This is a genomic window from Flavobacterium branchiophilum FL-15, assembly GCF_000253275.1.
GTDB classification, from domain to species: Bacteria; Bacteroidota; Bacteroidia; order Flavobacteriales; family Flavobacteriaceae; genus Flavobacterium; species Flavobacterium branchiophilum.
This window is the reverse complement of sequence record NC_016001.1, coordinates 1,911,951-1,930,586: the sequence shown is the minus strand read 5'-3', so window position 1 is coordinate 1,930,586 and position 18,636 is coordinate 1,911,951. Positions and strand designations below refer to the sequence as shown.

Sequence of the window (18,636 nt, the reverse complement as noted above, 5' to 3'; positions counted from 1 at the left end):
TGTTAAATTTTATTTAACAGGTTTTATTTTTTTAAAATATCAGAAAGTTCAAATAACCAAATTCAAATCCATTTTGTAACTTTTTTTGGATTATAATGGTTTATTTTTTCAAACAATTCTTCAATATTATTGCATATTAAAAGCATATCTTTATTTTCAGGTTTTAATAAACCATTGTTTGCTATATTTTGAATAAAATTAATTAGTCCATCATAAAAGCCATTGAGATTTAAAAGCGCTATTGGTTTTTGATGCAAACCTAATTGTGCCCATGTGAGCATTTCAAAAGTTTCTTCAATTGTGCCAAATCCTCCTGGTAAAGCAACAAAGGCATCACTCAATTCAAACATTTTGGCTTTTCGTTCGTGCATGGTTTTTACTTCAATAAGTTTTGTTAAATTATTGTGAGCTATTCCTTTTGATTTTAAAAAAATAGGTAATACACCTATTACTTTTCCACCATTATCTAATACACCATGAGCAATGGCTCCCATTAATCCTACATTTGCACCTCCATATACCAATTCGATGTTTTGTTGAGCTAAATATTTTCCTAATAATGTTGCTTGAATTTCATAATTAGTATTTGTTCCTGTGCTTGAGCCGCAAAAAATACAGATTCTTTTCATTTCATTTCATTTTTTGATATTCAAAAATAAGTATTAATTGTGAAATAATTTGCTTGTAATGAAATGATTTTGATTTTTTTTTGAAAACGATATTAAAAATACGAATAACTTGTTTATTTTAAAATCATAAAACATTTGTAATTATTATTTTATTTATAATAATTTAATTACAAATAAAAATTAAAATCGGGTGCAATGTAGGTGGGATGATTGGTGTGTGATAGACAATTGATTGAAATTTCAATATAAAAAATAGGATTTATATTTTATAATTCAATTAATAATGTAATTTTACGGTTTAAATTAAATTTGAACAAATGGCAACAATAGAAAAAGTAAAATGTTTGATCATTGGTTCGGGGCCAGCAGGTTATACGGCTGCGATTTATGCTTCGAGAGCCAATTTGAATCCCGTATTGTATCAGGGAATGCAACCAGGCGGGCAATTGACAACAACCAATGAGGTTGAAAATTTTCCAGGATATGTGGATGGTGTAACAGGGCCTGAAATGATGTTGCAATTACAAGCTCAGGCTAAACGATTTGGGGCTGATATCCGAGATGGATGGGCCACGAAAGTCGATTTTTCGGGAGGGTTACACAAAGTTTGGATTAATGATACGGTAGCATTACAGTGCGAAACGGTGATTATTTCTACTGGAGCTTCGGCAAAATACTTGGGTTTGCCATCGGAGCAACATTATTTGCAACTGGGTGGAGGTGTTTCTGCATGTGCGGTTTGCGATGGATTTTTTTATAGAAATCAGGAGGTAGTAATTGTTGGTGCTGGCGATTCTGCTTGTGAAGAGGCACATTACTTGTCTAAATTGTGTAAAAAAGTAACCATGTTGGTAAGAAGTGAAAAATTTAGAGCTTCGAAAATCATGGAGGAACGTGTAAGAAAAACAGAAAATATTACAATTTTAATGCATCATGATACGGTAGAAGTTCAGGGCGATGGTCAAGTTGTAACGTCTATTTTGGCCAAAAATAAAACAACAAACGAGTTGGTTACAATACCAGCCACAGGTTTTTTTGTTGCTATTGGACATCAACCGAACACTGCTATTTTTAAAGATTTTATTGATTTGGACGAAACGGGTTATATAAAAAATATTGCGGGAAGTTCTAAAACCAATGTAGCAGGTGTTTTTGTGGCAGGTGATGCAGCAGATCATGTGTATAGACAAGCGATAACGGCTGCAGGTACAGGATGTATGGCGGCATTGGATGCTGAACGGTATTTAGCATCATTATAAATAGTAAAAAAGGTGATTTTTTATAATCTAAAATTAAAGTAATTTCAGTAATTATTATTAAAAATATAAACTTTTTTATAAAAAAAATGTTATTATTTGTAAATTTTACTTAAATTAAAAATTATATATTTTACTTACAAAGTATAAATACTAAATCCTTGTCAAAATTTATAGTTTTGACAAGGATTTTGAAAAAAATCTATAAGCACAAAATGAATTAATTGAAAAATTTACTTAAAAAAAATTATTATTTGAATCAAAATTCATGTATAATTAATTAATACTGTTTTGTTTCTAATTTTATTTTGTAGTTTTTTTGATTAATTTAGCATTATCAGCAAATCTTTTTAAATCTATTTTAGGATCGCCATAAATTTCAATTTCTGAACTTCCAGTGGCCTCTATAGTAAGTTGATTAGCCGTTTGGATACTGGCTTTTGAATCACCTTCGGCTAGGATATTGGTATTTTTAACCAATAATTTTTTTGCTTTCAGGTTTGTATCTGCGTCTAATCTTAATATAAAATCTGAAATTTCGCCTTCTACGTTGGCTTCGGCTTTTTGATATAAATCAAATTTTAAATTTTGACTTACTAAATTTCCTTTTAATTCGGCCGATTTGCTGGCTTCTATAGTCATGCTTTCTGATTTAGAGTGCAGTTCTGTTTCAGATTTATCACTTAAGTTTAAAGTTACATTTTTGCAATCGATATTCAAATTGAGTTTAGATTCATCTATTGCTTTGATGTAAATTTCTGGCAATTCTATACGGGCATTTGCAGTTACATTAGCCTCGTTTTTGACAAGAATTTGTTTTAATGATGCGGTATAATTCAATCTGATTAAGCACTTTTTTGAACTTGAAATGTCTTTTTTTAGGCCTAATTTTAGTGTTTTGCCATTGATTTCGGCAATAATAATTTCGTGTAAGTTGTCATCAGCTTCAATATCTAGGCTAGGACTTATCCCTTTAACGATGGTAATTTCTAATGCGTCGCCAATTTCTACATTTTCAAAATCGGTAAGCGTTTTGGATGCGATGGTTACATTTTTTGATCCTTTGATTTTTTCTTTTTGTTGGGCCATTGCTATGCAAGTTGCAAAAGCCAAAAGGATTGCATACAGTTTTTTCATTTGATTATTTATTTAAATTATTTTTATCAAAAATAAAAAAAAAAATCAAATAATGTTATAAAATCAAAAAAATGACTTGTAGAGTCCCTTTTTTTTATTTAAGTAAAGCTTTATGTTGATGTAATACTTTAAGTAAATACTTTGTATGATGGCTGTATTAATGGTACAGGCTAAACAAGTTAGTTGCCTCATTATAAGCACTTTCAAAACTCATTGGGTTTAAATTGGTATAGGCTTTTTGTGTTGTAAAATAGGATAATAATTTTTCAGTTGGCATATTTCCAGTCAAATGATCGGTTGCCATAGGACAGCCACCAAATCCTTGAATAGCCCCATCAAAACGGTTACAACCTGATATGTAAGCGGCATTTACTTTTTCAAACCATTTGTCGGGCGTGGTATGAAGGTGTGCTCCGAATTCGATATTGGGGTATTTTGGTATTAAATTGGAAAATAAATATTGAATAACTTCTGGAGTTGAGCTACCAATTGTGTCTGACAATGATAAAATTGGAACTCCCATAGCAGATAATTTGTCTGTCCATTCGCTTACAATTTCTACATTCCAGGGGTCGCCATACGGATTTCCGAATCCCATAGACAAATAGGCAACAACTGTTTTATTATTTTGGTGTGCAATATTTAAAATTTCTTGTAAAGTTATTATGCTTTCTGAAATTGTTTTGTGTGTATTTCGCATTTGAAAATTCTCTGAAATTGAGAAAGGAAATCCAAGATACTGAATTTCAGGAAATTGAGCTGCTGCAATAGCCCCTTGAGTATTGGCAATAATGGCAAGTAATTTACTGTTAGATTGCGACAAATCCAATTGCGACAATACGGCAGCAGTGTCTTGCATTTGTGGAATGGCCTTTGGTGATACAAAACTTCCAAAATCGATAGTGTCAAAACCTACACGAAGTAATGATTGCAAATAGGCTACTTTTTCAGTAGTAGGAATAAAAGGTTTGATGCCTTGCATTGCATCTCGAGGACATTCGATTATTTTGACTATTTTTGACAATGCTACAATTTTTAAATTTCCTAAATTTTGGTATAAAAATAATACTTTTCTATTGATTTATCAAATTTTTAGGCAAAAATTATTTTTTGTTTAATAAAGCGTTGTTGATTTGCTTTATTAAAGCAGGCCCCTCATATATAAATCCTGTATAAAGCTGTACCAAACTGGCTCCTGCTTCGAGTTTTTCAAGTGCATCAGCAGCAGAATGAATACCTCCTACGCCTATAATTGGAAATGATTTATTGCTTTTTTCTGATAAAAAACGAATAACTTCGGTTGCTCTATCTCTTAAAGGTTTTCCTGATAAACCACCATTTTCATGTCTATTTTCTGAAGTTAATCCGTCTCTAGCAATGGTAGTATTAGTTGCTATTACGCCTGCAATTTGTGTTTCTTGTACTATTTCAATAATGTCTATCAATTGTTCGTTTGATAAATCGGGAGCAATTTTTAGTACAATAGGTTTGTGGTTTTGATGTTGCAATGGGTTATTTTCCAATTGCAATAATAGCTTTTTTAGAGGTTCTTTTTCTTGTAAGGCCCTCAAATTTGGAGTATTTGGCGAACTCACATTTACTACAAAATAATCTACATACGGAAAAAGGGCTTCAAAGCATATTTCATAATCTGTATTGGCTTCTTCGTTTGAAGTCAATTTATTTTTTCCAATATTGCCGCCAATTAGCACTCCTTTATTTTTTTTTAATCTTGAAACGGCTTCCAAAACTCCTCCGTTATTGAATCCCATTCTATTGATGATGGCTTGGTCTGACTGAAGTCTGAATAATCGTTTTTTTGGATTGCCCTCTTGCGGTTTTGGTGTGAGTGTCCCAATTTCTATAAATCCAAATCCAAATTGTGATAGTTCTTGATATAGTTTGGCATCTTTGTCAAATCCAGCAGCTAAACCCACAGGATTTTTGAATTTTAATCCAAAAACGGTTCGTTCTAATTTTGGATTTTCTACTTGATACTTCCACTTGACAAACGTTGTAAAACCTGGTATTTTTGAAAAAAAACGGATGCATGAAAAAGTAAAATGGTGTACTTTTTCTGGATCGAACTTAAAAAGTATTGGTCTTATAATAGATTGATACATACAAAAAATTTATCGGGCAAAAGTAATAAATATTTTGGTAACATTATTTTTTTTGGCTTTAATTATTGTATTTTGAGTAGGTTCATTTATAATTTTTTTGTAATATAAAAACACATTTTCAATAAATTTAATCTATTTTTACTCTAAAGTTAAGGCTCCTAATATTTCTTCATGCAAAAATGGGCCACCAGGATGTTTGGCGGTATAATCTAAATTAACCCATATTTGCCCTCGCTCATCTTTATGAAAATGTATTTTTTTGTTTAAACTTTCAGAATTAAATAATATTTTTTTTATTAAATAATTGATGTTTTCTAAATCTATATTGTTGCCAATTAAAATTTCGGGATACACATGTCCTCCTGTATGGATGATGCGTGGAATGGCACCAATTGATTTGATACTTGCGGCCATCAAAACCGAATAATCATCGCAATCACCAGAAAAATACAACAAGGACTCGCTTGCTTTGGCAATATAATCATGTCCTTTGGGGTCGCTCACATAATGCCATTGGCTGTTAATTTCTTTAAATACAGCAAAACTTTGAATAATGGTGCGGTATTTTGAATAGCCTTTAATATTTTTAAAATTTTTATTAATGGCTTTCATTGCAAAATTTCTAACTTTTGGATTTTCAAATTCAACTGCAGCAATTATTTTATTTTTATTTGGAAAAGGTAATAATTTTTCAATTATTATATCTTGTGGATACGGATTTTCATTCATTGAATATAATATAGATTGGTAATCTTCATATACACTTTCAAAACCATAACCGCCAAATAATGTTCCATAAATTAAAGCAATAATGTACAAAAAAATACTAATGAATGTAATTTTTCTCATTGCTCTTAAAATCAATTGAAAAACTACAAGTATAAGTATAAATAATAAAATTCTGTCTAAATTATAATATCCATCAAACGACATTGTATTTTGATGGACAATAATAAATACAGGTATGGTTATCAATATATTTAATAAAAAAATAATGATATTATCCCAAGGTTTAGCTACCTTGAGTTGGTTTATGATTTGGTTATACTTGTCTTGGGTGGATAGGTTCATTGTATTTTAAAAAAGCTAAATGGCTTTAATAATTTCAGCAAATGTACCTTTTTTATTGATAATATGTAATGCTACTAATTGATTTTGAATAGAATTTAACATTTCTGGTGCTATTTGTTTGTCTGACCAATTGGTAATTTTTAACCATTCAGCAACATCTGCTTGTTGCAATGAAAATTTTTCAGCTATTATTTGATCTATATTAGGAATTAATTTGAATTTTGAAGTAACATCGTTAATAATATTTAAAATTATTTTTATAATTTCAGTATTTTTTTCTAAAAAATTATCGGTTACTGCAATTACAAAACTGGGCCATGGAGTAGGGCAGTCTCCTAATCGTCTGAAAATTCCATTATCTACAAGTGGTTTTGTCATATAATGTTCCCACATAAAATAATCTGCTTTTTCCTCTATTAAAGCTTTTACTGCACCGTCTATCGTATGAACAATTTCAAATTGCAAAGTATCAATGGGCCAATGTTGTTCCTTTGCATGTACATACGTCATCAATTCAGACCCAGATCCTTTTCTTGAAATGGCAGCTCTAGTTTGGTATAAATCTGAAATGGTTTGAAATTTGGACGATGCAGACACATGAATACCCCATAAAAGGGGCGAATCCACATAAATTTGAACAATTTTTGAACAATTGCCAGCTATAATATCTTTTATGATGCCTTCTGTAAGTATTATAGCAATATCTGTTTCGTTATGGCGTAGCATTTCGCATAATTTTCCTGTTCCTTCTGGCACAGAAGTCCATTCTAAGTCTATTTGGTGTTGTTCAAACTGTCCTTCGGAAATACTTTTTTGCCATGGAAAATTAAAATGCTCTGGAACTCCTGCAATTTTTACTTTTATCATTTTAAAACTACTGTTTGTTTTGTATTATTCTATAAAACTATTAACTTTTTCGTACCAATTCCAAACTACGTTATTTTCGGTATAAGGAAAAGTATGCTGCATTCCTATTTTCTTCAGCACCTGATTTGAGGCTGCATTTTCCAATTGTGCTGCAGCTTTTATGATATTGATTTTCATGGTTTTAAATCCATATTCCATCCATGCTTTTGAGGCTTCGGTCGCATAACCCTTACCCCAATTTGGCTCTGATAATCGATAGCCAATATCGTAAAAATGGATTTGTTCTTGCACTTCTTCGGAATTCCATTTCAGTCCAGCCCAACCTATAAATTCCATAGTTTCTTTCAAAACAACGGCATATCTACCAATATGATAATCTACATATTGTTGCCTAACATAAGTAATGGTGTCCAAAGTTTCTTGGATGTGGCATACAGGTTTGTTCCAAAGGTATTGGTGCACTTTTGGATTTTTGTCCATTTCAAACATCGCAGGAGCATCATCTAATGCTAAAGGTCTTAAAATTAGCCTATTGGTTTCAATTATTGCCATATTTTTAAGCTGTTATTTTATTTAAAATATATTCAATTAATTGATCTACTGCGGCTAACGGATCTTCACTAAAAGTTCCCGAAGCTCTATTGGCAATAATAGCATTTAACGAAAGGGCATGATGGCCTAACAATGCAGACAAGCCATAAATAGCGGTTGTTTCCATTTCCATGTTTGTAATTTGATAATTTTCATACAAAAATTGATCCATCTTTGTATTCAAATGTTCATCTTGAATGGGCAATCTTAAAATCCTTCCTTGTGGCCCATAAAACCCACCACATGTTGCCGTTATTCCTTTGAAAATATTTTCAGATTCAATTTTTTTTTCTAATTTTTCTGAACATTCAATCACATAAGGACGTCCTTTTTTGCTATCCCATTGTGTTTGTTGAATGAAGGCTTCTTCATAATCTAGTCTAGAAACGGCACTTATTTGATACGATCGCAACATATTATCTAGTCCTATACCTAATTTTGACATCACAAAACTACCAACGGGTATGTTTGCATGTAACGATCCTGAGGTACCTATTCTAATGATATTCAACGAGGTTAATTCAGGTTTTATAGTCCTTGTTTGTAAATCAATATTTACTAAAGCATCCAATTCATTCATTACAATATCTATATTATCTGGACCAATTCCTGTGGACAATACAGTAATTCTTTTGCCTTTATACCAACCCGTTTGGGTTTTGAATTCTCTTTTTTGTTGTGTAAATTCTATACTGTCAAACAAGCATGTGATTTTTTCAACCCTATCTTGATCGCCCACAAATATAATGTCATTTGCAATATTTTCTGGTTTCAAATTCAAATGATACACGCTACCATCTGCATTAAGTATAAGTTCCGATTGTGCAATCATAATATGTATAATGTATTAAATTAATAGTCTATTAGCCACCAACACGTTTTACTTTAAATCCTTTTTCTTTCAAAAAATTCATAATTTTATCCCGATAATCTCCTTGTATAATGATGGCTTCATCCTTAAAAGTGCCGCCTACACTCAACATTGTTTTCAATTCTTTAGCTAATATTTTAAAGTCAGCAGCAGCCCCTGTATAGCCTTCAATAATTGTTGTTGCTTTCCCTTTTCGTTTTTCATACTTACAAATTATGGGTTCTTTTTGAATAAAAAGGCTGATGTTTTCTTCAATATCTTCCGTTTTTGTTTCACTTTCAACATGTTCTGGAAACAATTTTTTCAATTGGTCTTGCAAGTCCATATAGTTTCAATTGGTGTTACATTATATTTTGGGTTTCATAAGTCTTTTCAATACTTACTATATTTTGAGCTAAAAAATTTTGCAAATGTAGGGAATTCAAATGCTGATGAAAATGCGATTCGTCATCAAAACATTCCATTACAACCATTTTTCTAGGATTGTCCTTCATTTGATGTATTTCAAACGAAAGGCAACCCAATTCTAGTAGGGTTGCTTCTCGTAAATTTTTTAAAGCCTCAAGCGCTACTTCAATTGGTACAGTTTCATTAATTTGCAAAATGGCATTTGTATAAAACAATTTTTTATAGGATTTAGATTCTATTAAATCCCAAAAATTACCATACAAATCCTCAAAAACAGCCACTTTACCATAATTTTCATCTTTTGGTTGTCTTATAATTTTTATATTATTTTTTAGTAAATTTTGATAAAAAATATCAAAATTATCAGTATATAAAAACAAAAATACCCTACCACCAGCTTGGTTACCAATATATTTTTTTTGATTATCGTTTGAAGCCTTGGCCAACAATAGGGCAGTACCCTTTGTATATTTTGGTCTAACCAAAACCCACCTTTTTTCAGCTGTAAGTGGAGTATCTTCTATCAATTCAAAACCTAATTTTTGAGTATAAAAAGCAATCGCTTCATCATAATCTTGTACTACAATAGCAACATGAGCAATGTAATTGTGCATATATATTTATTTTTTCAACAGCCCCAATTCAATCAATCGTTCATTCAAATAATCACCTGCAGTAATGTCTTCAAATTGTTTCGGATGGGCCTCGTCTATACATTTTTCCAAACAATTCAAAGGCATATCACTCACCGGATGCATAAAAAACGGGATAGAATATCTAGACGTACCCCACAACGCTCTTGGCGGATTTACCACTTGGTGTATCGTAGATTTCAATTTATTATTGGTATGCCTACTCAACATATCGCCAACATTTATCATCAATTCATCTGGAGCTGCCATGGCATCTAGCCAAACCCCCGCATGATTCTGAACCTGTAACCCCTTGCCCTGAGCCCCCATCAATAAAGTAATCAAGTTAATATCTCCGTGTGCAGCAGCCCTCACAGCACCATCTTTTGGCTCATCCGTTATCGGCGGATAATGTATAGGCCTCAAAATACTATTACCATCCTTTATAAAAGCATCAAAATAATATTCATCCAATCCCACATGCAAGGCTAAAGCTCGTAGTACATAAATACCTGTTTTTTCAAGCATTTTATATGCTTCTTTGCCAATTGTATTAAAATTTTTCAATTCCGCAACTTCAACATTCGATGGATATGCTTCACTATATTTTGAACCCTCCGCCACATACTGACCAAAATGCCAAAACTCTTTCAAATCTCCAGCAGATCTTCCTTTGGCATGCTCTTTCCCAAACGATACATAACCCCGCTGACCTCCAATGCCTGGAATCTCATATTTTTCTTTGACTTCTATTGGAAGCGAAAAAAAATTTCTAACTTCTTCATACAAATTGTTTACCAATTCGTCATCTAAAAAATGACCTTTTAAAGCTACGAAACCTATATTTTCGTAAGCATTTCCGATTTCATTTACAAACTTTTGTTTACGTTTCGGATCATCCGAAAGGAAATCACGCAAATCAACACTTGGAATCTGTTGCATAATACGATACTTAATTTATTTTTTTTATTCTTAAAAGATAAGCAAATATAATAGATTTTATTTTAATTTTTCAAATAATATCTCCAAAATCTTGTGAAAATATCAATTTCAAAAACCAACACCATGGGTATATTTTCCAAAACAATACCCATTTTTTGAATAAGAAGCATCATGTACAGGCATTTTCACCATGGCCTGTTCCCGCCATTCGCTTTATCTTTTTGTTTTTAAAGAAAAAACAAAAAGGATATCGCTGCTGTCGGGGCTAAATCGCAACTTCCGTTTGTGCCACCAAAATATAAAATTTTAATGGTTCCAAAATCTATATTTCTTTTCCTTTTAATTCACTGAATTTTAGTCTATTACTGTATAATAAATTCCAATTCCAAATTTTATGGAAATTTTAATAAAAAAACAAAACTTAAATAGAATCATTTTAAATATTCTTTTTATCTTTGAAAATTCATATATAACATAAATTAGCAATTAAAATAAATGAAAAACGCTGAAAATTTCAACGACGAAATAGGTAATAATCATATTGCAACAAATGCTCAAAATCCCATCAGACCCGATGCCTTTGTACTTTCAGACGAAGAAAAAATTGAATCTATAAAAAAAGACGTAACAAATATATTACAAACTTTAGGTATGGATTTAACAGACGACAGTTTGAAAGGAACACCAAATAGGGTAGCAAAAATGTTTGTTAATGAAATATTTGGTGGATTAAATCCAAACAAAAAACCAAGCGCTTCAACTTTTGAAAACAATTACAAATATGGAGAAATGTTGGTCGAAAAAAATATTGTAGTCTATTCTACCTGCGAACACCATTTATTGCCCATTATTGGTCGAGCACATGTAGCTTATATCAGCAACGGCACAGTAGTTGGACTTTCAAAAATGAACAGAATTGTAGAATATTATGCAAAAAGACCACAAGTTCAAGAGCGTTTGACTATGCAAATTGTTCAAGAACTACAAAAAGTATTAAACACCGATGACGTAGCCTGTGTAATAGATGCCAAACATTTATGTGTCAATTCAAGAGGTATCAAAGACATAGAAAGCAGCACGGTTACCTCAGAATTTGGTGGAAAATTCAAAAATGAACAAACCAAACGAGAATTTTTAGATTATATAAAATTTGATACAAAATTTTAAAAATTAAAAATATAATGTCATTATATAAAATAAATAAAATAAAAATATATAATTCACTTACAGCAGTAAAAGAAGATTTCAATCCCATAAACGAAGGCAGCATTGGAATGTATGTCTGTGGCCCCACTGTGTACAGCAATGTACATTTAGGAAACGTACGCACCTTTATGTCTTTTGATTTGATTTTTCGTTACTTCAAACATTTGGGTTACAAAGTTAGATATGTAAGAAATATAACCGATGTCGGACATATTGTTGATGATGTAGATGAAGGAGAAGATAAAATTGCAAAAAAAGCACGTATAGAAAAACTTGAACCAATGGAAGTTGTTCAACGTTATACTGTTGATTTTCATCAAATTCTAAAAGCATTCAATTTTTTGCCACCAAGCATAGAACCCACCGCAACAGGGCATATTATTGAACAAATAGAAATCATCAAAACCATTATAGACAAAGGATTTGCTTATGAAATTAACGGATCTGTTTATTTCGATGTAATCAAATTTAATGAAAAACACCATTATGGACAGCTAAGTGGACGAAATATCGAAGACATGTTAGCCAATACAAGAGAGCTTGATGGCCAATCTGATAAAAAAAACCAACAAGATTTTGCCTTATGGAAACGGGCCGAACCCGAACACATCATGAGGTGGCCTTCGCCTTGGAGCGATGGTTTTCCAGGTTGGCACCTAGAGTGTACTGCCATGAGTACCAAATATTTAGGCACTCATTTTGACATTCACGGCGGCGGAATGGATTTAAAATTTCCGCATCACGAATGTGAAATAGCTCAAAATCAAGCCGCAACAGGCCATACACCAGTCAATTATTGGATGCATGCCAATATGCTGACTTTAAATGGTAAAAAAATGGCGAAATCAACAGGTAATAATATATTACCTGGCGAAATACTTACAGGAGAAAATCCTTTTTTAAGTAAAGCTTTTCCTGCTACGGTCGCTCGTTTTTTTATGTTGCAAGCCCATTATCGTAGCAATTTAGATTTTTCAAACGAGGCCATTTTGGCTGCCGAAAAAGGATTTAATCGATTGATGGAAGCATTACATTTGCTAAAAGATATTCAACCTCAAAAGCAAACCTCTATCGATTTAAAAACTTGGAAATCAAATTGTTATGAGGCTATGAACGACGATTTTAATGCCCCAATTTTAATAGCAAATCTATTTGAAGCTGTAAAATATATCAATTGGCTCAACGACAAAAAAGAAACAATTCATTCAGACGATTTAGCCGATTTTACAAAAACGTTACATGCCTTTGTTTTTGATGTTTTAGGACTCGAAGACACAAAAGCAAGTACCAATCATAGTAACAAACTTGAAAATGTGGTTCAAATACTCATCGAAATGAGAAAAGAAGCCCGAGACAATAAAGATTTTGCTTTGTCTGATCAAATCAGAAACCAATTGTTAGCCATAGGTATTCAACTTAAAGACGGTAAAGAAGGCACAACTTTTAGTGTTTAAAAATAATTTTGATGAATGTAACAAAACCTTTTATTTTTCTAGTTAGGTTCTATCAAGTGGCCATTTCACCATTTACTCCAGCCTCTTGCCGGTTTGAACCAACTTGTTCTACTTATATGATTCAATCCCTGCAAAAGCATGGATTAATAAAAGGGGGATATTATGGTATCAAAAGAATTTTTCGGTGTAATCCTTGGGGAAAATCAGGATATGATCCAATAAAATAATAAATTAAATAATAATATTAATAATGAATACAGCTTTTAGTATAGTTTGGAATCCTTCTGAAGGAATAGATTTGGGTTTTTTTATGATTAGGTTTTACAGTTTGATGTTTGTCGTTGCTTTTGGATTAGGCTGGTGGATCATGAAAAAAATATTTGATAGAGAAAACGAATCTATTGATAAACTGGATAGCTTATTTGTATGGACAGTTGTTGCTACTTTGCTTGGTGCAAGACTAGGTCATGTTATTTTTTATCAGCCAGAATTATTTTTAGACGATCCTTTAAGTATTTTATTACCAATAAGAACGCAACCAGATTTTAAATTTACTGGATTTGCAGGACTTGCAAGTCATGGAGCTGCTATTTCTATTATAATTATGATGTATTTTTTTAGCAAAAAAATCATGAAAAAATCTGTTTTATGGGTTTTGGATAGGGTAGTTATTCCGGTAGCAAGTGGTGCTATTTTTGTAAGACTTGGAAATTTCTTTAATTCAGAAATTTATGGAAAACCAACAGATGGTAATCATTTTTATGCTATAAAATTTGTAAGAGAAGAAGAATTTTGGCAAAACCATAATTTGATGGAAATGACTCAAGCACAATCAGAAAATGAGGCCTATAATGTAATTGCCAATAACTCAAAATTTACTGAAGTTTTAAATGAAATACCTTTCAGACATCCATCTCAATTATACGAATCTTTTGCTTATATTTTTGTGTTTTTTATATTATATTTTCTTTATTGGAAAACAGATGCTCGCAAAAAAGAGGGATTTTTGTTTGGTATGTTTTTAATCACACTTTGGCCCATTCGATTTGTTGTAGAGTTTGTAAAAGCCAGTCAAGGAGGTTTTGAAAATACTTTAGGTCATTTTTCAACTGGACAATGGTTAAGTATTCCTTTTATTATTTTAGGTTTGGTGTATGTATTTAGAAATAATACAAAAAAAGATGAAATATATTAATACAATATGGAAATAATTATCAGAAATGCAGTTGAAAATGATTTAGAGGCCATTTTGAAAATTGTCAATCATGCTATTTTACATACTACTTCAAATTATTCTTATGATATTCAATCTTTAGCTGATCAAAAAAAATGGTTTATCGATAAAAAAGATAAAGGGTTACCTATTTTGGTTGCCGAATTTCAAAATCAAGTGCTTGGTTTTGCAACTTATGGAAGTTTTAGAGAAAAAATAGGCTACCAATATACCATAGAACATTCGGTTTATGTAATAGATGATTATATAGGAAAAGGTATTGGTAAGTTATTATTATCAAAATTAATTTATCTTGCAAAAAAACAAGGATATCATTGCATGATTGGGGCTATCGATGCAACAAACCAAAATAGTATTCAATTTCATCAAAAATTTGGATTCCAAATATCAGGTCATATCAAAGAAGTAGGTTTTAAATTTAACCAATGGCTGGATTTGGTTTTGATGCAATTAATTTTACAATAACGCTTCTTTAAACACTTTCAAACATTTTGCTCTGGCTTCTTGATGGTTTACAATAGGTTTTGGGTAATTTAATTCTTGATATTCTGGAACCCATTTTTGAATATATTTACAATTTGCATCAAATTTTTTGGTTTGCTCCATTGGGTTAAATATTCTAAAATAGGGTGCAGCATCTACACCACAACCTGCTGCCCATTGCCAATTTCCAACATTGCTTGATTGCTCATAATCTAATAATTTTGATGCAAAATAGGCTTCTCCCCATCTCCAATCTATAAGTAAATGTTTGCATAAAAAACTTGCAACTATCATTCTAACTCTATTATGTAGGTATCCTGTGGCGTTTAACTCACGCATGCCTGCATCCACAATAGGGTAACCAGTTTGTCCTAAACACCATTTTTCAAAATACATTTCATTGTTATCCCATGGTATGTTTTCATATTTTGGTCTAAAACATAAGTGGGTTGTGTGTGGATAATGCCAAATAACATTCATAAAAAATTCCCTCCAAATTAATTCATTAAGATAAGTTTCATTTTCAATATCAATGATATTTCTAATAATTTCTCTTATAGATATTGTCCCAAACCGTAGGTGAGGCGCTGCATTAGAAGTTTTTGCAAGATGTGGAAAATTTCTATTCAATTCATAGTTATCAACCAATTCATGGCCAATAGCAATAGGTAAAACTTTCTGCAATGATTTTTTAAACCCAATTTTTTCTAATGATAAAAAAGGGTAGGAGTGAGGTTGTAAATGTTGCAAATAATCTTCAGAATATGCTACATTAATTAAATTTTTATCGAATTTCTGCTTCCATTTTTTTGAATATGGTGTAAAAACAACATACGGGCTGCCATCTTCTTTGACAATTTCATTTTTTTCAAAAATGACCTGATCTTTATAAGCTTTTAATGGAATTTGATGTTCTTGTAATAAATAATAAATTTTTTTATCTCGTTCTCGAGCAGCAGGTTCATAATCTTTGTTTATATATACTGATGTAATATTATGATTTGTAATTAATTCTTTCCATATTTCAATAGGGTCACCATAAAAAGTTGCAATTGAACTATTGTATTTTTGGAATTCATCATTCATTTTTTGTAATGAATCATGTATAAAATCAACCCTTGCATCATTTTTTTCGAGTTGTTGCAAAATGTTATGATCAAAAATAAATATCGGGAATACGGATTGGTTTTCTTGTAACGCATGATACAAACCAACATTATCTGTCCATCTTAAATCCCTTCTAAACCAAAATATTGTCATATTATTTTATTTTAATTCGCCAAACATGCTTGTTAAAATCGCTTTTCTAAATTCAAAAATCTCCTTAAGTTTAGGTGCTACTAATATGGGATGTACCATTTGTCCTAAAATACCTAATGGTAATTTGTAATCTACTATATCTTCCATTTCTATTCCTCCTGGAATTGCTTTGAAAAAATGTTTATGATGCCATAATGAATAAGGGCCAAATCGCTGTTCATCTACAAAATAATGTTTATCATCTACGTGAGTAATTTCTGTAACCCATTTTGTAGGTATTCCTGCAATGGGGGTTACAATATATTGAATAATTTGTCCTGCAAACATGGGTTTGTCATCGCCCGATAGGGTTTTGAAACCCATATATGGAGGCGTTATTTTTTTTAAATTGGCTGGATTTGAAAAAAACTCCCAAGCTTGATCTAAACTAATAGGAAGTTTTTGTTTGGATTCTAATCTGTATATTTTCATGGTTACTTTTATTGGGTCAAAAATGATTAAAATGAATTTAAGAATCTATTTTTGGTGTAAAAGTAATAAAAATGTTTAATTAAAACACAAAAAGATTAAACAATATATTTTTTTTTAAACATCATGCTTTTCAGAAGGCAACTCAAAAATTTCTAATTTAAAATAGGGCACGGCAGCAATAAAGTGGTCGAATAAATCAGATACGATATATTCATAATTTTCCCATTTTTTATCTTTTGAAAAAGCATATATTTCAAGCGGAATTCCATGTTGTGTGGGTTGTAATTGTCTGCAAACCAAAAACATATCTTGATTGATTGCGGCATGTCTTTCTAAATATTTTGTTATATAAACTCTAAATAAACCCAAATTAGTAAGATTTCTTCCGTTTACTAATACGTCTTTATTAATTTGATGATTCGCATTATAGATGTCAATTTCTGATTGTTTTTGGGAAATATAATGATGAATCAATTGAATTTTTGATAAATTTTCGATTTCTATGTCTGATAAAAAATGAACACTATGCGATTTAATCAATAAAAAACGTTTTATCCTCCTTCCAGATGAATTTTGCATCCCTCGCCAGTTTTTAAATGAATCTGATATCAAACTATATGTAGGAATAGTTGTAGTAGTCAAATCAAAATTACGAACTTTTACCGTAGCTAAATTAATTTCAATCACATCGCCATCTGCACCAAATTTGTCGAATGTTACCCAATCGCCAATGCGAACCATATCGTTTAATGACACCTGAACACTAGCTACAAAACCCAAAATAGTATCTCTAAAAATCAATAATATAACAGCAGAAACAGCTCCAAAAGCTGTAAATAAAGTATTTGTTTTTATTTCAAATAATTCTAATATAATTACAAATAATCCTATCATCCAAAGGATGATCATAAATACTTGAATATAACTGTCTATGGGTTTATCGCTATATTGGGGTATTAATTTTAAATAATCTCTTAACGCATTGAATATGGTTCTGATGATCCATAAAGTAAGCAAAACAATATAAATACCTATAAATTTACCAAAAAAACCTTCCCAATATACATAATCATTTAAAATTATAGGAACTGATTTATAAATAAATAAAAGTGGTATTAAATAGGAAATGTATTTTGCTGTTTTGTTTGCAATTAAAAAATCATCAAACTTTGAGTGGGTTTTTTGTGCAATTATTGCCAAAACACTTACTAAAATAAATCTAAAAATTTTATAAATTAGATAGGCAAACAACCATAAAATAATGATATTCACTATCAAACTACTATAAGATGCAACCGTATCATGCCATCCTATTTTTTTGAAAAGCGGATAACACCACCCAAATATTTTGTTTATAAATTTAAGCATTTTTTAAATATTTATTTTCAATATAAAATGTTCCAAACGGTACAAAAGAAGCCAAACATACTATCGAAAATATTTTAAATGACCAATTTTGTTTGTATTTTACTATAATTGCAAGCAAAATATAAGCAATAAACAAAATACCATGTGCCATACCTATAGGTCTAATATAGGCATCGTTTTGAAAAAAACGTCTCATGGGCATAGCAAAGAAAAACAAGGCAAGCAACGACAACCCTTCTAAAATAGCAATGTATTTAAATAATTTTAACATAGTTTTTTTTGAGTACAAAATTAATAATTTGCAATCAACTCTGCTGCTAATTAGCTGTTTTTTATGAATTATTTAATAATTGATTCCTAAACAGCAAAATCAAATTTGTTTATAATAATATAATATTATACTTATTGTTTTTATTTTAAAATACAAATAATAATACTATATTGAGTATAATTCATCAATAATTAAATAAAATTAAAATTTATATTGATAATAGTTCAATAAAATAATATATATACATAAATTTAACATTATTTATAAAATTTATTGATTTTACATCTGCTTTAAATCACTTTTTTTAAATTATTATCAAATAATAGGTTTTTTAAACGTACTTTTGCAAAAATCAATTTTTA

The 18,636-nt window shown here is 30.7% G+C and carries 21 protein-coding genes; 6 read left to right on the top strand and 15 right to left on the bottom strand.

All coding sequences use genetic code 11. The features are described from left to right. Positions 1-62: 62 nt before the first annotated feature. Positions 63-629 carry an LOG family protein gene (locus FBFL15_RS08340; RefSeq protein WP_014084173.1) on the bottom strand — a complete coding sequence of 189 codons (567 nt, stop codon included), beginning with the start codon at positions 627-629 and terminating at the stop codon, positions 63-65. Between the two features lie 317 nt (positions 630-946). On the opposite strand from FBFL15_RS08340, the gene trxB reads away from it, so the two are divergent. Next, the gene (gene trxB / locus FBFL15_RS08335; protein ID WP_014084172.1) at positions 947-1,888 is read left to right on the top strand and encodes a thioredoxin-disulfide reductase; all 942 of its coding nucleotides are present in this window, start codon (positions 947-949) and stop codon (positions 1,886-1,888) included. Positions 1,889-2,188: 300 nt separating this feature from the next. On the opposite strand, the gene FBFL15_RS08330 is transcribed toward trxB, so the two are convergent. The 10 genes from FBFL15_RS08330 to FBFL15_RS08285 all read right to left on the bottom strand — a co-directional run bounded on the left by FBFL15_RS08330 (position 2,189) and on the right by FBFL15_RS08285 (position 10,527). Next, on the bottom strand, positions 2,189-3,022 hold the full coding sequence (locus FBFL15_RS08330; RefSeq protein WP_014084171.1) for a GIN domain-containing protein: 834 nt from the start codon (positions 3,020-3,022) through the stop codon (positions 2,189-2,191). Positions 3,023-3,179: 157 nt separating this feature from the next. Then, a complete protein-coding gene (locus FBFL15_RS08325; protein ID WP_014084170.1) occupies positions 3,180-4,046 on the bottom strand; it encodes a beta/alpha barrel domain-containing protein in 867 nt (288 codons plus the stop codon). Between the two features lie 79 nt (positions 4,047-4,125). Then, positions 4,126-5,145 carry a quinone-dependent dihydroorotate dehydrogenase gene (locus tag FBFL15_RS08320; protein WP_014084169.1) on the bottom strand — a complete coding sequence of 340 codons (1,020 nt, stop codon included), beginning with the start codon at positions 5,143-5,145 and terminating at the stop codon, positions 4,126-4,128. Between the two features lie 138 nt (positions 5,146-5,283). After that, positions 5,284-6,216 (bottom strand): hypothetical protein, encoded by a 933-nt coding sequence (locus FBFL15_RS08315; RefSeq protein WP_014084168.1) that lies wholly within the window; start codon positions 6,214-6,216, stop codon positions 5,284-5,286. 15 nt (positions 6,217-6,231) lie between these two features. Further along, positions 6,232-7,083, bottom strand: a complete 852-nt coding sequence (locus FBFL15_RS08310) for a substrate-binding domain-containing protein (protein WP_014084167.1) — start codon at positions 7,081-7,083, stop codon at positions 6,232-6,234. A gap of 24 nt (positions 7,084-7,107) precedes the next feature. Then, complete coding sequence (locus FBFL15_RS08305) at positions 7,108-7,635, bottom strand: GNAT family N-acetyltransferase (RefSeq protein WP_014084166.1); 528 nt, start codon at positions 7,633-7,635, stop codon at positions 7,108-7,110. A gap of 4 nt (positions 7,636-7,639) precedes the next feature. Beyond that, positions 7,640-8,506, bottom strand: coding sequence for a nucleoside phosphorylase (locus FBFL15_RS08300; RefSeq protein ID WP_014084165.1), 867 nt, complete (start codon positions 8,504-8,506; stop codon positions 7,640-7,642). 31 nt (positions 8,507-8,537) lie between these two features. Then, the gene (locus FBFL15_RS08295) at positions 8,538-8,870 is read right to left on the bottom strand and encodes a translation initiation factor (RefSeq protein WP_014084164.1); all 333 of its coding nucleotides are present in this window, start codon (positions 8,868-8,870) and stop codon (positions 8,538-8,540) included. A gap of 16 nt (positions 8,871-8,886) precedes the next feature. Next, entirely contained in the window at positions 8,887-9,567 is a 681-nt protein-coding gene (locus FBFL15_RS08290) for a VOC family protein (RefSeq protein ID WP_014084163.1), read from the bottom strand. 6 nt (positions 9,568-9,573) lie between these two features. Further along, positions 9,574-10,527, bottom strand: coding sequence for an isopenicillin N synthase family dioxygenase (locus tag FBFL15_RS08285; RefSeq protein WP_014084162.1), 954 nt, complete (start codon positions 10,525-10,527; stop codon positions 9,574-9,576). A 495-nt stretch (positions 10,528-11,022) separates the two neighbouring features. On the opposite strand from FBFL15_RS08285, the gene folE reads away from it, so the two are divergent. The 5 genes from folE to FBFL15_RS08260 are packed head-to-tail and all read left to right on the top strand — an operon-like array spanning position 11,023 to position 14,886. Beyond that, positions 11,023-11,694 carry a GTP cyclohydrolase I FolE gene (gene folE / locus FBFL15_RS08280; RefSeq protein ID WP_014084161.1) on the top strand — a complete coding sequence of 224 codons (672 nt, stop codon included), beginning with the start codon at positions 11,023-11,025 and terminating at the stop codon, positions 11,692-11,694. 14 nt (positions 11,695-11,708) lie between these two features. Beyond that, entirely contained in the window at positions 11,709-13,187 is a 1,479-nt protein-coding gene (gene cysS, locus FBFL15_RS08275) for a cysteine--tRNA ligase (RefSeq protein WP_014084160.1), read from the top strand. 11 nt (positions 13,188-13,198) lie between these two features. Continuing rightward, positions 13,199-13,414: a membrane protein insertion efficiency factor YidD gene (yidD, locus tag FBFL15_RS08270; RefSeq protein ID WP_044032221.1), complete on the top strand. Its 216-nt coding sequence runs from the start codon at positions 13,199-13,201 to the stop codon at positions 13,412-13,414. A 23-nt stretch (positions 13,415-13,437) separates the two neighbouring features. Then, positions 13,438-14,382 carry a prolipoprotein diacylglyceryl transferase gene (gene lgt / locus FBFL15_RS08265; RefSeq protein ID WP_014084159.1) on the top strand — a complete coding sequence of 315 codons (945 nt, stop codon included), beginning with the start codon at positions 13,438-13,440 and terminating at the stop codon, positions 14,380-14,382. A 6-nt stretch (positions 14,383-14,388) separates the two neighbouring features. Further along, entirely contained in the window at positions 14,389-14,886 is a 498-nt protein-coding gene (locus FBFL15_RS08260; RefSeq protein ID WP_014084158.1) for a GNAT family N-acetyltransferase, read from the top strand. Here FBFL15_RS08260 and FBFL15_RS08255 read toward each other — a convergent pair. The 4 genes from FBFL15_RS08255 to FBFL15_RS08240 form a co-directional block, all read right to left on the bottom strand. Beyond that, positions 14,878-16,164, bottom strand: coding sequence for a cryptochrome/photolyase family protein (locus FBFL15_RS08255; RefSeq protein WP_014084157.1), 1,287 nt, complete (start codon positions 16,162-16,164; stop codon positions 14,878-14,880). The two genes, FBFL15_RS08260 and FBFL15_RS08255, sit on opposite strands and share 9 nt — an antisense overlap. Positions 16,165-16,170: 6 nt before the next feature. Continuing rightward, entirely contained in the window at positions 16,171-16,635 is a 465-nt protein-coding gene (locus FBFL15_RS16325; RefSeq protein WP_014084156.1) for an SRPBCC family protein, read from the bottom strand. 114 nt (positions 16,636-16,749) lie between these two features. Further along, entirely contained in the window at positions 16,750-18,003 is a 1,254-nt protein-coding gene (locus FBFL15_RS08245; protein WP_014084155.1) for a mechanosensitive ion channel family protein, read from the bottom strand. After that, a complete protein-coding gene (locus tag FBFL15_RS08240; RefSeq protein ID WP_014084154.1) occupies positions 17,996-18,274 on the bottom strand; it encodes a DUF3817 domain-containing protein in 279 nt (92 codons plus the stop codon). Before FBFL15_RS08240 ends, FBFL15_RS08245 begins: the two co-directional genes overlap by 8 nt. Positions 18,275-18,636 lie beyond the last annotated feature (362 nt).

Excerpts from the sequence above, each read along its gene's own strand:
- FBFL15_RS08340 (WP_014084173.1), bottom strand. The coding sequence starts at position 629 with ATGAAAAGAATCTGTATTTTTTGCGGCTCAAGCACAGGAACAAATACT.
- trxB (WP_014084172.1), top strand. The coding sequence starts at position 947 with ATGGCAACAATAGAAAAAGTAAAATGTTTGATCATTGGTTCGGGGCCA.
- FBFL15_RS08330 (WP_014084171.1), bottom strand. The coding sequence starts at position 3,022 with ATGAAAAAACTGTATGCAATCCTTTTGGCTTTTGCAACTTGCATAGCA.
- FBFL15_RS08320 (WP_014084169.1), bottom strand. The coding sequence starts at position 5,145 with ATGTATCAATCTATTATAAGACCAATACTTTTTAAGTTCGATCCAGAA.
- FBFL15_RS08315 (WP_014084168.1), bottom strand. The coding sequence starts at position 6,216 with ATGAACCTATCCACCCAAGACAAGTATAACCAAATCATAAACCAACTC.
- FBFL15_RS08310 (WP_014084167.1), bottom strand. The coding sequence starts at position 7,083 with ATGATAAAAGTAAAAATTGCAGGAGTTCCAGAGCATTTTAATTTTCCA.
- FBFL15_RS08305 (WP_014084166.1), bottom strand. The coding sequence starts at position 7,635 with ATGGCAATAATTGAAACCAATAGGCTAATTTTAAGACCTTTAGCATTA.
- FBFL15_RS08300 (WP_014084165.1), bottom strand. The coding sequence starts at position 8,506 with ATGATTGCACAATCGGAACTTATACTTAATGCAGATGGTAGCGTGTAT.
- FBFL15_RS08295 (WP_014084164.1), bottom strand. The coding sequence starts at position 8,870 with ATGGACTTGCAAGACCAATTGAAAAAATTGTTTCCAGAACATGTTGAA.
- FBFL15_RS08290 (WP_014084163.1), bottom strand. The coding sequence starts at position 9,567 with ATGCACAATTACATTGCTCATGTTGCTATTGTAGTACAAGATTATGAT.
- FBFL15_RS08285 (WP_014084162.1), bottom strand. The coding sequence starts at position 10,527 with ATGCAACAGATTCCAAGTGTTGATTTGCGTGATTTCCTTTCGGATGAT.
- folE (WP_014084161.1), top strand. The coding sequence starts at position 11,023 with ATGAAAAACGCTGAAAATTTCAACGACGAAATAGGTAATAATCATATT.
- cysS (WP_014084160.1), top strand. The coding sequence starts at position 11,709 with ATGTCATTATATAAAATAAATAAAATAAAAATATATAATTCACTTACA.
- yidD (WP_044032221.1), top strand. The coding sequence starts at position 13,199 with ATGAATGTAACAAAACCTTTTATTTTTCTAGTTAGGTTCTATCAAGTG.
- lgt (WP_014084159.1), top strand. The coding sequence starts at position 13,438 with ATGAATACAGCTTTTAGTATAGTTTGGAATCCTTCTGAAGGAATAGAT.
- FBFL15_RS08260 (WP_014084158.1), top strand. The coding sequence starts at position 14,389 with ATGGAAATAATTATCAGAAATGCAGTTGAAAATGATTTAGAGGCCATT.
- FBFL15_RS08255 (WP_014084157.1), bottom strand. The coding sequence starts at position 16,164 with ATGACAATATTTTGGTTTAGAAGGGATTTAAGATGGACAGATAATGTT.
- FBFL15_RS16325 (WP_014084156.1), bottom strand. The coding sequence starts at position 16,635 with ATGAAAATATACAGATTAGAATCCAAACAAAAACTTCCTATTAGTTTA.
- FBFL15_RS08245 (WP_014084155.1), bottom strand. The coding sequence starts at position 18,003 with ATGCTTAAATTTATAAACAAAATATTTGGGTGGTGTTATCCGCTTTTC.
- FBFL15_RS08240 (WP_014084154.1), bottom strand. The coding sequence starts at position 18,274 with ATGTTAAAATTATTTAAATACATTGCTATTTTAGAAGGGTTGTCGTTG.